Source organism: Streptomyces sp. BK022 (assembly GCF_004217355.1).
GTDB lineage: Bacteria > Actinomycetota > Actinomycetes > Streptomycetales > Streptomycetaceae > Streptomyces > Streptomyces griseoluteus.
The window spans coordinates 195,811-208,586 of record NZ_SHKU01000006.1 but is presented as its reverse complement, the minus strand read 5'-3'; the positions used below and the strand labels follow the sequence as shown (position 1 = coordinate 208,586).

The window sequence follows — 12,776 nt, the reverse complement described above, 5'->3', positions numbered from 1 at the left end:
TCGTGTTTCACGTGAAACATGACTCAGTGACGGGGCGGTGTTTCACGTGAAACACCGCCCCTCTCGCTGTTCCGGCACCATTCGAAGCTGCCCATGGCCACGGCGACGGCGGCATAGAGCAGCGCCACGAGGATCACCAGCAGTGCCGAGCGGCCATCCGGGGGGAGCATCAGGGCAGCCACCCCGGCGGCGCCGACGAAGGCGACGTTGAAGAGGACGTCGTAGACGGAGAAGACCCGGCCCCGGTAACCGTCCTCGACCGATGCCTGGACGATCGTGTCTGTCGCGATCTTGGCGCCCTGGGTGACCAGCCCCAGCAGGAAGGCCGCGATCAGCAGCGGCACCGTGGCGAACGGAAGCCCGAGCGCCGGCACCAGGAGGGCGGCGGCGCCCGCACAGACCGCGATCCACCGCCCGGCACCCAGCCGTCCCGCGCTCCAGGGCGTCGCCACGGCCGCCGCGAAGAACCCCGCGCCGGAGACCCCCAGAACCAGGCCCAGCAGTCGGAGCCCTTCCTCAGGGGTGCGGGAGAGACCGTAGCGGCACAGCATGAGCAGCAGGACCAGCAGCGCGCCGTAGCAGAAGCGCATGCACGTCATCGCCGCCAGCGCCCAGACGGCTTCCCTGCGCCGGGGCTCGCCCAGGTACCGCATGGCGGCCAGGAGACCGCGTGCCGTGTCGGTCAGGACGGTGCGCAGCCGGGGCAGCACCGGAGGCCGGTCGGGGCCGAGCAGGGCGGGGGCGATGGTCAGGGCGGTCAGGCCCGCGCCCAGATACAGCAGGGCGCCGAGCAGCACCACCGCCGCGTCCGAGTCCGCCGCGACGAACCGTACGCCGAAGGCCAGGGCCGCGCCGAGGGTCGCGGCCAGCGTTCCGGCGGTCGGGGAGAGGGAGTTGGCCAGCACCAGGCGCTCGGTGCCGACCACGCGGGGAAGTGCCGCCGAGAGGCCCGCGAGGACGAACCGGTTGACGGCCGTGACGCACAGCGCGGAGGCGTAGAACAGCCAGTCCGGCGCGTGCACGGCCATCAGTACGGCGGTGGCGCCGGCCAGCAGGGCGCGCAGCACATTGCCGTGGACGAAGACCTGACGCCGGCGCCAGCGGTCCAGCAGCACTCCCGCGAAGGGGCCGACCAGCGAGTAGGGCAGCAGCAGCACCGCCATCGCGGAGGCGATCGCCGGGGCCGAGGTCTGCTTCTCGGGGGAGAAGACGACGTAGGAGGCCAGGGCGATCTGATAGACGCCGTCCGAGCCCTGGGAGAGCAGGCGGACGTACAGCAGGCGCCGGAAGTCCCGTTCGCGCAGCAGCAGGCGCAGATCACGGACGACGGGCATGGGCACAGCCTCACATATGCGGAGGGTCCCCGGGGTCGGCAGACCCCGGGGACCCTCACAGCCCTGGCAGGAGCGTTGTCGTGCGAGCGGCGCCTAGTGCTCGACGTCGCCGCGGATGAACTTCTCGACGTTCTCGCGGGCCTCGTCGTCGAAGTACTGGACCGGCGGGGACTTCATGAAGTACGAGGACGCCGACAGGATCGGGCCGCCCACACCCCGGTCCTTGGCGATCTTCGCGGCACGGAGGGCGTCGATGATGACACCGGCGGAGTTCGGGGAGTCCCAGACCTCCAGCTTGTACTCCAGGTTCAGCGGGACGTCGCCGAACGCACGGCCCTCCAGGCGGACGTAGGCCCACTTGCGGTCGTCCAGCCAGGCCACGTAGTCGGACGGGCCGATGTGGACGTTCTTCTCGCCGAGGTCCCGGTCGGGGATCTGCGAGGTGACGGCCTGCGTCTTGGAGATCTTCTTGGACTCCAGGCGCTCGCGCTCGAGCATGTTCTTGAAGTCCATGTTGCCGCCGACGTTGAGCTGCATCGTGCGGTCCAGGATCACACCGCGGTCCTCGAACAGCTTCGCCATGACGCGGTGCGTGATGGTGGCGCCGACCTGGGACTTGATGTCGTCACCGACGATCGGCACGCCGGCCTCGGTGAACTTGTCCGCCCACTCCTTGGTGCCGGCGATGAAGACCGGGAGGGCGTTGACGAAGGCGACCTTGGCGTCGATGGCGCACTGGGCGTAGTACTTCGCCGCGTCCTCGGAGCCCACGGGGAGGTAGCAGACCAGGACGTCGACCTGCTTGTCCTTCAGGGTCTGGACGATGTCGACCGGCTCGGCGTCCGACTCCTCGATGGTCTCGCGGTAGTACTTGCCGAGACCGTCGAGGGTGTGGCCGCGCTGGACCGTGATCCCGCTGGAGGGCACGTCGCAGATCTTGATGGTGTTGTTCTCGGAGGCGCCGATGGCGTCCGCGAGGTCGAGGCCGACCTTCTTGGCGTCCACGTCGAAGGCGGCGACGAACTCGATGTCCCGCACGTGGTAGTCACCGAACTGCACGTGCATCAGGCCGGGTACCTTGGCCGCCGGGTCGGCGTCCTTGTAGTACTCGACTCCCTGCACCAGCGACGCGGCGCAGTTGCCGACACCGACGATGGCTACGCGAACCGAACCCATTCCGGTTGCTCCCTGTGTGTACGAGTGAGGCCCTGGCGGGCCGTCACGTGGCGGTGTCGCCGGGCGTATCCGTCCCCGGAAGATCCCTGGGACGGGGCAGGCCGCCCGTCGATCCAGATGTGGTGTCCTGCTGAGCGGACCCGCCGGACTCGGGACCCTTCAGGTCCCGCCCGGCCCGCTCACTCTCGATCAGCTCGTTCAGCCAGCGCACTTCGCGCTCCACGGACTCCATTCCGTGGCGCTGGAGCTCGAGCGTGTAGTCGTCGAGGCGCTCCCGCGTGCGTGCCAGGGAGGCGCGCATCTTCTCCAGGCGCTCCTCCAGCCGGCTGCGCCGGCCCTCCAGCACACGCATGCGCACATCACGCGAGGTCTGCCCGAAGAAGGCGAACCGGGCGGCGAAGTGCTCGTCCTCGTATGTGTCGGGGCCGGTCTGCGACAGGAGTTCCTCGAAGTGCTCCTTACCTTCGGCCGTCAGCCGGTAGACGATCTTGGCGCGGCGTCCGGTGAGAGGGGCGGCCAGAGCGTCTTCATGGGTGTTCCCCGGTTCCTCGATCAACCAGCCGTTGGTGACCAGCGTCTTGAGGCAGGGGTAGAGCGTCCCGTAGCTGAACGCCCGGAACACACCCAGGGACGTGTTGAGTCGCTTGCGCAGCTCATAGCCGTGCATCGGCGACTCGCGCAGCAGCCCGAGCACGGCGAACTCAAGGATGCCGGAACGACGGCTCATGATCGCCTCCTCTCGGCACACAGCGCTTTTATCTCGCTCTGATGTATCGACTCGATACATCACGACGATAGAACGCGCCCCGGCATGCGACAAGGGGGACGGTGGTGAACGGGATCACATCACCGATTCGTACGAGGCAAGTTGCCTGTTTTGGGGTGAACTTCGGGGCTCGGAGGGTTTTGGCGGTGCGTAGTCTGTGCGGCATGCACAACACCGGGAACCAAGGGGCGCTTGGGGAGCGTCGTGATCCTCGGTGCAGTACGGGTGAATGCAGCAACGACCGCATCCGTACTTCGGGGGGACCGGAAACCAGCCGCTGTTTCCAGGCGCGCACGGATGCGCCTGCCCGAGGAGTAATCGTTCGATGAGCGAGCACCGTCGCAAACCGCCGCAGCCGCAGGGAGGCGGACGGGCGGCCCGACGCGGCCAGCCCGGCCCGTCCTCCGGCCGTCCCGCGGCACCGCGAGGCGCCAACGGGGCCTCCGACCACTCCTATGGGTCTCATTCCCAGGGACCGGACGCCTATGGCTCTGGGGGTGATGGGCGTGAGTACGGCAGCCGTGCCGAGGCGCGCCGTGCCGCCCAGAGAGGCGGCGGCCGCCGCCGGGGCGCCGACGGCGCCCCCTCGGGCCGCGGCCGGGGCCATGACCAAGGACCACCCGGCAAGCCCCGGTTCATCGACTACCCCCGCGCGGGCAAGTACGGCTGGCGTCGCTGGGTGCCTTCATGGCGCCTGGTCACCGGCCTGGGCATCGGGTTCGTGGGCAGCCTGGTCGTCATGGCCGGCGTGGGCTACGCCCTGGTCAGCATCCCGAACGAGAACGCTGCGGCCGAGTCGCAGAACAACGTCTACTACTGGGGTGACGGAACCCAGATGGTGGCCACGGGCACCGGGGTGAACCGGCAGAACCTCACGATCGATAAGATCCCCAAGGCCATGCAGTACGCGGTGATCTCCGCGGAGAACAAGAGCTTCTACCAGGACTCCGGCGTGGACCCCATGGGTATCGCGCGGGCGCTGGCCAACATGGCGCGCGGCGGTCAGACCCAGGGTGGCTCCACGATCACCCAGCAGTTCGTCAAGAACACCTACCTGAGCCAGGACCAGACGCTCACCCGTAAGTTCACGGAGATGTTCATCTCCCTGAAAGTGGGCACGAAGCTCGACAAGAACGACATCATGCGGGGTTACCTGAACACCTCGTACTACGGGCGTGGTGCCTACGGCATCCAGGCGGCCGCGCAGACGTACTACGGCAAGGACGCCGAGCACCTCACGCCCAGCGAGTGTGCCGTTCTGGCGGCCCTGCTGAAGGGGCCGACGTACTACGACCCGGCGGGCAACGCGGATCTCGACAAGAGTGCCACCGAAGAAGCGAACCGGGCCCGTTCCGAGGGGCGCTGGCGCTGGATTCTCGGCGAGATGCACAAGGACAACCACCTCAACGACGCCGACTACCAGACCGCGATCAGCAAGTACCCCGTGCCGCAGGGCCGCAAGGCGACCAGGGGCATGAACGGCCAGGTCAGCTACATGGTCGACACGGCGAAGAAGTACGTCCTGAACCACTCCACCATCACGGAGGCGCAGTTCGACAAGGGCGGCTACCAGATCTACACGACCTTCCAGAAGTCCAAGGTCGACGCCCTGACCGCGGCGGTGAAGAAGATCCAGAAGTCGCGGCTGAAGCCCGAGACCAAGGAGAAGGACAAGTACGTCCAGTTCGGCGCGGCCTCGGTGGTGCCCAACGACGGCGCGATCGTCGCCCTCTACGGCGGCGACGGCTACGAGAACGGCCACTTCACCAACAACGCCGACACCTCCGGTGTCCCCGTGGGATCGACGTGGAAGCCGTACGTGCTGGCCGCGGCCATGCAGGACGGCACGTACAACTCAGGCGGTGAGGGCATCTCACCGATGAGCAAGTACAACGGCAACGACCACCTCAAGGTCCGCCGGCCCGACGGCTCGTACTACCTGAACAAGGACAACTCGTTCTTCTTCCAGGCCAACGAGAGCAACCACCCCTGGGGCTACATCACTCTGCGCAAGGCGATGGAGCAGTCGATCAACACGCCGTTCGTGCAGCTCGGTGTCGATGTCGGCATGTCGAAGGTCCGGGACATGGCCCGTTCGACCGGCATCCTGGAAGGCAGCATGGCCAAGGATCTGAACCCGTCCTTCGCCATCGGTACCTCCACTCCCAGCGCGATCCGCATGGCGGACTCGTACGCGACGTTCGCCGCGTCCGGCAAGCAGGCGGATCCCTACTCCGTCACCATGGTCAAGAAGGACGGCCAGGAGATGCCTGGCTTCACCAAGCCGAAGTCCAAGCAGGTGATGAACTCCAGCATCGCCAACAACGTCACCGACGTCCTGGAGAACGTGATCCAGAACGGCACGGGAAAGAACGCCAAGGCGCTGGGCCGCACGGCCGCCGGCAAGACCGGTACCACCGACGAGAACAAGTCGGCCTGGTTCGTCGGCTACACCCAGCAGCTCTCGACCTCGGTGGCGATGTTCCGTGAGAACCCCAAGGATCACCGTCTGCTGTCGATGAACGGTACGGCGGGCACGGACTCCATCCACGGTGGTGACATCCCGACGTCGGTGTGGACCGAGTACATGATGGCCGCGCTGCAGGGCAAGAACGACCCCGGCTTCCCGGACCCGATCAAGGTCGGCAAGATCCACAACGAGGTCGGCGCTCCCACGCCGACCCCGAAGCCGAGCATCACGGCCACCCCGACGCCGACCGAGTCGTCGAGCCCGTCGCCGAGCGAGTCGACGACCTCGCCCTCGCCCAGCGAGAGTGAGACCTGCCGGTTCTTCTGCAACGACAACGGTGGTACCGGACCCGGTGGTGCCGATGGCGGGACCAGCGCCTCACCGACCGACTCGACCTCACCCGGGACCGGTGGTGTCAGGGGTAATGGCAATGCCGGGGCCAACGGGAACGACGGCGGCGGATTGTTCGGAGGCCAGGCAGGCCAGTAGGGCCACCTGCCCGATTGGCGTTCCTTTCGACCGTCGTGGGTGTTTCACGTGAAACAAGGGCCGTCGCACCGACCAGGTGCGGCGGCCCTCGGCCTTTTCCCGAGCGAGTACGGCAGGATGTGCCCCATGCCCAGTGCAGAGACGACGCCCGCGCGCGTGCGTGAACCGGAGACGGTACGACCGACGCGGGAGGACGAGATCGCCGCGGCCGGCAGCGAGCTGATCGGCGGGCCCCTCGGGCGACGCGCCCTGACCGGGACGTCCTGGTGGACGCCGGTCCGGGTCGTCGTGCTCGTGGCGATCGGCATGTTCGCCCTCGGGCTCGTCCAGAAGGCTCCCTGCTACGACGGCGCCTGGTTCTTCGGGGCCAGCTCCCAGTACACGCACGCCTGCTACTCGGACATCCCCCACCTCTACCAGGGGCGTGGCTTCGCCGACGGGCTGGTGCCGTACTTCGACAAGCTTCCCGGCGACATGGACTACCTCGAGTACCCGGTACTGACGGGCGTGTTCATGGAGGTCGCTTCCTGGCTCACGCCGGGCAGCGGCGGTATCCAGCGGCAGGAGCAGTGGTACTGGTTCGTCAACGCCGGAATGCTGATGGTCTGTGCGGCCGTCATCGCCGTCTGCGTCAGCCGTACCCACCGCCGCCGCCCCTGGGACGGCCTGCTGCTCGCTCTGGCGCCGGCCTTCGCGCTGACCGCCACCATCAACTGGGACCTCCTGGCGGTGGCCCTGACGGCCGCTGCGATGCTGATGTGGTCCCGTGGCCGGGCCGTCGCCTTCGGCGTGCTCCTGGGCCTCGCCACGGCCGCCAAGCTCTATCCCCTCGTCCTGCTCGGCCCCCTGCTGGTGCTGTGCTGGCGGGCGGGCAAGTGGCGGGAGTTCTTCCAGGCCGTCGGCGGCGCGGCGGGCGCGTGGCTCGTGGTGAACGTGCCGGTGATGCTGTTCGCCTTCGAGGGCTGGTCGAAGTTCTACACGTTCAGCCACGACCGGGGCATCGACTTCGGCTCGTTCTGGCTGATCTGGTCCCAGAACTCCAGCAACCCGCCCAGCATCGACTTCGTGAACACCACCGCCAGCGCCCTGGTGGTGCTGTCGTTCCTCGGCATCGCGGCGCTGACGTTCACCGCGCCGCGCCGGCCGCGCTTCGCCCAGCTGGCCTTCCTGATGGTGGCGGCCTTCATCCTCACCAACAAGGTCTACTCCCCCCAGTACGTGCTGTGGCTGGTGCCGCTGGCGGTCCTCGCCCGGCCCAAGTGGCGGGACTTCCTGATCTGGCAGGCGTGCGAGGTGGCGTACTTCCTCGGTATCTGGTTCTACCTCGCCTACACGACCAGTGGAGACGCCCACAAGGGTCTGCCCACCGAGGGCTACCACTGGGCGATCGCCCTGCATCTGCTCGGCACCCTGTACCTGTGCGCGGTCGTCGTGCGCGACATCCTCCGCCCGGAGCGGGACGTGGTGCGCCGGGCCGGGGACGACGACCCGTCGGGGGGTGTACTCGACGGCGCGGCCGACCACTTCGTCCTGCGCGGGCTCCGGCACCCGGAGCACGAGGAGCCGGATGAGCCGTCGCGGACGGACTGGGGCGGCCCGGAACCCCTGCCCATGGACGGTCGTTCGCTCTGAGCGAACATGCCCCGCGGGCATGAGAAAGGCCGTGCACGAGATTGAGAAAGGCCGTGCACGAGATTCCGTGCACGGCCTTCGGCGTCGGTTCGGGACCGGCTCAGCGGCCCTAGCGGTCCACGATCCGGTCGAACGTCGTGGTGGTGTGCCGCAGATGGGCCACCAGCTCGTCACCGACCTGCGGCTCGGGAGCGTCGGAGGGGACGAACAGGATCGACACCTGCATGTGCGGCGGCTCCGCGAACCAGCGCTGCTTGCCGCCCCAGACGAACGGCGCGAGGTTCCGGTTCACCGTGGCGAGGCCGGCTCGTGCCACGCCCTTGGCGCGCGGCATGACGCCGTGCAGGGCCTTCGGGGCCTCCAGGCCCACGCCGTGCGACGTACCGCCCGCCACGACCACCAGGTAGCCGTCCGAGGCCGCCTTCTGCTGCCGGTAGCCGAAGCGGTCGCCCTTGGTCACCTTCGTGACGTCCAGGACGGCGCCGCGGTACTCGGTGGCGTCGTGGTCGCCCAGCCACAGCCGGGTGCCGATCCGCGCGCGGAAGCGGGTCTGCGGGAACTGCTGCTGGAGCCGGATCAGTTCATCCGCCTTGAGATGGCTGACGAACATCGTGTGCAGCGGCAGCCGGGCCGCGCGCAGCCGGTCCATCCACCCGATGACCTCCTCGACGGCGTCCGAGCCGTCGGTGCGGTCCAGCGGCAGGTGGATGGCGAAGCCCTCCAGGCGGACGTTCTCTATGGCCTGGTGAAGCTGAGGCAGGTCCTGCTCGCTGATGCCGTGCCGCTTCATGGAGGACATGACCTCGATGACGACACGGGCACCCACCAGGCCGTACACCCCGTCGACCGACGACACCGAGCGCACCACCCGGTCCGGCAGCGGCACCGGCTCCTCGCCACGCCGGTACGGCGTCAGCACGAGCAGGTCGCCGCTGAACCAGTCCTTGATGCGTGCGGCCTCGTAGGTGGTGCCGACGGCCAGCATGTCGGAGCCCAGGCGGGTTGCCTCCTCCGCGAGCCGTTCGTGACCGAAGCCGTAGCCGTTGCCCTTGCAGACCGGGACGAGTCCCGGGAACTGCTCCTGCACGTGCTTGTGGTGCGCACGCCAGCGCGCGGTGTCGACGTAGAGCGTGAGCGCCATGGCCGGACCCGGAACCTTTCTCGTGGCTGCGGTGGATTCAGAGGGACGTCCCCGAGGGGGTGCACGGGGACGGGTGACGGTGAAGCCTTGTGAAGGCTATGGAACCAGAAGGCGGCACGGTCGGCCGCCCGCCGCTCAGCGTCGCGACATGTAGATGTCGAGCGCCTTGTGCAGCAGCTTGTTCAGCGGGAAGTCCCACTCGCCGAGGTACTCGGCCGCCTGGCCGCCGGTGCCGACCTTGAACTGGATCAGGCCGAACAGGTGGTCCGTCTCGTCCAGCGAGTCGGAGATGCCGCGCAGGTCGTAGACGGTGGCGCCGAGCGCGTAGGCGTCGCGCAGCATCCGCCACTGCATGGCATTGGAGGGGCGGACCTCACGGCCGATGTTGTCGGAGGCGCCGTAGGAGTACCAGACGTGACCGCCGACGATCAGCATGGTGGCCGCCGACAGGTTCACGCCGTTGTGCCGGGCGAAGTACAGCCGCATCCGGTTGGGGTCCTCGGTGTTGAGGGCCGTCCACATGCGCTGGAAGTACGACAGGGGGCGCGGCCGGAAGTGGTCGCGGACCGCGGTGATCTCGTACAGCCGCTGCCACTCCTCCAGGTCCTGGTAACCGCCCTGGACGACCTCGACGCCGGCCTTCTCGGCCTTCTTGATGTTGCGGCGCCAGAGCTGGTTGAACTGCTTGTGGACCTCTTCCAGCGAGCGGTTGGCCAGCGGGACCTGGAAGATGTAGCGCGGCTGGACGTCGCCGAAGCCGGCGCCGCCGTCCTCGCCCTGCTGCCAGCCCATGCGGCGCAGCTTGTCGGCCACCTCGAAGGCGCGCGGCTCGATGAAGTCGGCCTCCATGTCGCGCAGCCGCTTCACGTCCGGGCTCTGGATGCCCTTCTTGATGGTCTCCGCGTTCCAGCGGCGGATGATCACCGGCGGGCCCATCTTGACCGAGAACGCGCCCTGCTGCTTGAGGTGCGCCAGCATCGGCTGGAGCCAGTCCTCCAGGTTCGGCGAGAACCAGTTGATGACCGGGCCCTCGGGAAGATAGGCGAGGTAGCGCTTGATCTTGGGGAGCTGGCGGTAGAGGACCAGACCGGCGCCGACCATCTCACCGGTGCGCTCGTCGAACCAGCCGAGGTTCTCCGAACGCCACTCCGCCTTCACGTCGGCCCATGCGGGGACCTGCATGTGACTGGCCGACGGCAGGCTCTGGATGTATGCCAGATGCTGCTCGCGGCTGATGGTCCTCAGGGTCAGACTCATGTCGGGGCGCTCCTCGGGCTGGTGTGTCCCCATGGGATCAGGGGCTCCGGCTCTCGCGCCGAAGCCTACTGCGCCCTGCGAGCGCCCCGAATGGGGCGTACGGCACCGGTGTTCCGGCCCGCTCGCGGACCGGAACATTCCGGGTGCTCGTGATGCCGTCCGGACGGGCGGCCGGGTGGGGTCAGCTGCCGATGAGACCGCCGAACAGACCGCCGTTGGCCATGCCGATGAGGAAGCCGACCCCGGAGGCGCCGAGCCCGACGACCAGGCCGAAGCGCTCCCGGGTGGTGATCGAGATCCACTGGCCGTAGGCGCCGGTGATCATGCCGATCAGGCCGGCCCAGGAGGCCACCAGGTGGAGGCCGTCGATGAAGCAGGTGACGAAGGCCAGCACACCCAGGACGAGGGTCACCACCGTCAGGGTGTCCTGGAGGGGATGGGGCTTTCCGTCACTGGCGAAGAGGGAGCCGGCGGTGGTCGGTCGCAATGCCTGGGTCATGAGGCACCTCCTGCGGATCGCGGCGCACTGTAGCGCCCTACACACCCGATGTGTACAGATTGCGGGCTCCCCGGGCCGGATTTCAACCGGAAGCGGGTGGGCGGGTAGTCTGTAACGTCTGCACCGGTGTCTGCCCTGGCCCGTGGCGGCCCACTGTGGACGGTTCCTCGCGGAACCTCCGGTTGTCAGTGGCGGCCGATACCGTTGCTCACGCATCACGACCCTCCTGCCACGGAACGACCGTGGCCGCTGAGTCCAAAGGAGGTGGGTTCCACATGCGTCACTACGAGGTGATGGTCATCCTCGACCCCGATCTCGAGGAGCGTTCTGTCTCCCCGCTGATCGAGAACTTCCTCTCTGTCGTCCGCGATGGCGGCGGCAAGGTGGAAAAGGTCGACACCTGGGGCCGTCGTCGTCTCTCGTACGAGATCAAGAAGAAGCCTGAGGGCATCTACTCGGTCATCGACCTGCAGGCCGAGCCTGCGGTCGTCAAGGAGCTCGACCGCCAGATGAACCTGAACGAGTCGGTCCTCCGGACCAAGGTCCTCCGCCCCGAGATGCACTGAGCTTTTCCGCTCAGCTGATCTCGGGATTCGAGTAGCAGCAACCAAGCAGCCAGAGCAATCCCGCCGAGAGGTTCCCCATGGCAGGCGAGACCGTCATCACGGTCGTCGGCAATCTTGTCGACGACCCCGAGCTGCGCTTCACCCCTTCCGGTGCGGCGGTCGCAAAGTTCCGCGTCGCGTCCACTCCCCGCACCTTCGACCGTCAGACCAATGAGTGGAAGGACGGCGAGAGCCTGTTCCTGACCTGCTCGGTCTGGCGTCAGGCGGCGGAGAACGTCGCGGAGTCGCTCCAGCGAGGCATGCGCGTCATCGTGCAGGGCCGGCTGAAGCAGCGGTCGTACGAGGACCGCGAGGGTGTCAAGCGCACGGTCTACGAGCTGGACGTCGAGGAAGTCGGCCCCAGCCTGCGCAGCGCGACGGCGAAGGTCACCAAGACCTCCGGCGGCGCCCGCAGCGGCCAGGGCGGTTACGCCGGCGGTGGCAACCAGGGCCAGGGTGGTGGCGGCTGGGGCGGTGGCTCCGGCGGCGGCAACCAGGGCGGTTCCCAGGCCGACGACCCCTGGGCTTCCGGCGCTCCCGCCGGTGGCAACCAGGGTGGCGGCGGCTGGGGCGGCGGTTCCGGCTCCGGCGGCGGTGGCGGCTACTCGGACGAGCCCCCCTTCTAAGGGCTCGCATCCCACTTCTTGATCACACAGGAGAAACACCATGGCGAAGCCGCCTGTGCGCAAGCCTAAGAAGAAGGTCTGCGCTTTCTGCAAGGACAAGGTCACGTACGTGGACTACAAGGACACGAACATGCTGCGGAAGTTCATTTCCGACCGCGGCAAGATCCGTGCCCGCCGCGTGACCGGCAACTGCACGCAGCACCAGCGTGACGTCGCCACGGCCGTCAAGAACAGCCGTGAGATGGCGCTGCTGCCCTACACGTCCACCGCGCGCTAAGGAAGGGTGACTTACACATGAAGATCATCCTCACCCACGAGGTCTCCGGCCTCGGTGCCGCCGGCGACGTCGTCGACGTCAAGGACGGGTACGCCCGCAACTACCTGATCCCGCGGAAGTTCGCTATCCGCTGGACCAAGGGTGGCGAGCAGGACGTGGCGCAGATCCGCCGCGCCCGCAAGATCCACGAGATCCAGACCATCGAGCAGGCCAACCAGATCAAGGGCCAGCTCGAGGGTGTCAAGGTCCGTCTGGCCGTCCGCTCCGGCGACGCCGGTCGTCTCTTCGGTTCCGTCACCCCGGCCGACATCGCTTCCGCGATCAAGGCTTCCGGTGGCCCCGAGGTCGACAAGCGCCGCATCGAGCTGACCGGTCCGATCAAGACCCTGGGCGCCTACGAGACGTCCGTGCGTCTGCACCCCGAGGTTGCCGCCAAGGTGACCCTCGAGGTCGTCGCGGCCTGATCGCCGTGATCGCTCGGCTCGTTTGAGCTGATGAGGGGCC

The 12,776-nt window shown here is 67.9% G+C and carries 12 protein-coding genes; 6 read left to right on the top strand and 6 right to left on the bottom strand.

All coding sequences use genetic code 11. The features are described 5' to 3' along the window. Positions 1 to 23 precede the first annotated feature (23 nt). The 3 genes from EV284_RS24725 to EV284_RS24715 all read right to left on the bottom strand — a co-directional run bounded on the left by EV284_RS24725 (position 24) and on the right by EV284_RS24715 (position 3,237). Positions 24 to 1,334: an MFS transporter gene (locus EV284_RS24725; protein ID WP_130337830.1), complete on the bottom strand. Its 1,311-nt coding sequence runs from the start codon at positions 1,332 to 1,334 to the stop codon at positions 24 to 26. 93 nt (positions 1,335 to 1,427) lie between these two features. Continuing rightward, positions 1,428 to 2,510 (bottom strand): inositol-3-phosphate synthase, encoded by a 1,083-nt coding sequence (locus tag EV284_RS24720; protein WP_130337828.1) that lies wholly within the window; start codon positions 2,508 to 2,510, stop codon positions 1,428 to 1,430. A gap of 43 nt (positions 2,511 to 2,553) precedes the next feature. Further along, complete coding sequence (locus EV284_RS24715) at positions 2,554 to 3,237, bottom strand: PadR family transcriptional regulator (protein ID WP_130337826.1); 684 nt, start codon at positions 3,235 to 3,237, stop codon at positions 2,554 to 2,556. A gap of 718 nt (positions 3,238 to 3,955) precedes the next feature. On the opposite strand from EV284_RS24715, the gene EV284_RS24710 reads away from it, so the two are divergent. Together EV284_RS24710 and EV284_RS24705 are read left to right on the top strand one after the other, a co-directional pair. Continuing rightward, positions 3,956 to 6,235, top strand: a complete 2,280-nt coding sequence (locus tag EV284_RS24710; protein WP_130337824.1) for a transglycosylase domain-containing protein — start codon at positions 3,956 to 3,958, stop codon at positions 6,233 to 6,235. A gap of 126 nt (positions 6,236 to 6,361) precedes the next feature. Then, positions 6,362 to 7,867 carry a glycosyltransferase 87 family protein gene (locus EV284_RS24705; protein WP_207229126.1) on the top strand — a complete coding sequence of 502 codons (1,506 nt, stop codon included), beginning with the start codon at positions 6,362 to 6,364 and terminating at the stop codon, positions 7,865 to 7,867. Between the two features lie 109 nt (positions 7,868 to 7,976). Here the strand turns inward: EV284_RS24705 and EV284_RS24700 are convergent, their stop codons facing one another. The 3 genes from EV284_RS24700 to EV284_RS24690 all read right to left on the bottom strand — a co-directional run bounded on the left by EV284_RS24700 (position 7,977) and on the right by EV284_RS24690 (position 10,764). Beyond that, positions 7,977 to 9,008 (bottom strand): alanine racemase, encoded by a 1,032-nt coding sequence (locus EV284_RS24700; protein WP_130337820.1) that lies wholly within the window; start codon positions 9,006 to 9,008, stop codon positions 7,977 to 7,979. Between the two features lie 135 nt (positions 9,009 to 9,143). Next, positions 9,144 to 10,265, bottom strand: a complete 1,122-nt coding sequence (gene femX / locus EV284_RS24695) for a peptidoglycan bridge formation glycyltransferase FemX (protein ID WP_030806071.1) — start codon at positions 10,263 to 10,265, stop codon at positions 9,144 to 9,146. Between the two features lie 181 nt (positions 10,266 to 10,446). After that, entirely contained in the window at positions 10,447 to 10,764 is a 318-nt protein-coding gene (locus EV284_RS24690) for a hypothetical protein (RefSeq protein ID WP_130337818.1), read from the bottom strand. Between the two features lie 275 nt (positions 10,765 to 11,039). Here EV284_RS24690 and rpsF point away from each other — a divergent pair, with 275 nt between their 5' ends. The 4 genes from rpsF (at position 11,040) to rplI (ending at position 12,736) form a co-directional block, all read left to right on the top strand. Beyond that, entirely contained in the window at positions 11,040 to 11,330 is a 291-nt protein-coding gene (gene rpsF, locus EV284_RS24685; protein WP_003975025.1) for a 30S ribosomal protein S6, read from the top strand. Between the two features lie 77 nt (positions 11,331 to 11,407). Next, positions 11,408 to 11,995, top strand: a complete 588-nt coding sequence (locus EV284_RS24680; RefSeq protein WP_130337816.1) for a single-stranded DNA-binding protein — start codon at positions 11,408 to 11,410, stop codon at positions 11,993 to 11,995. 40 nt (positions 11,996 to 12,035) lie between these two features. Next, positions 12,036 to 12,272 (top strand): 30S ribosomal protein S18, encoded by a 237-nt coding sequence (gene rpsR, locus EV284_RS24675; RefSeq protein WP_003949403.1) that lies wholly within the window; start codon positions 12,036 to 12,038, stop codon positions 12,270 to 12,272. Between the two features lie 17 nt (positions 12,273 to 12,289). Then, on the top strand, positions 12,290 to 12,736 hold the full coding sequence (rplI, locus tag EV284_RS24670; protein WP_130337814.1) for a 50S ribosomal protein L9: 447 nt from the start codon (positions 12,290 to 12,292) through the stop codon (positions 12,734 to 12,736). Positions 12,737 to 12,776 lie beyond the last annotated feature (40 nt).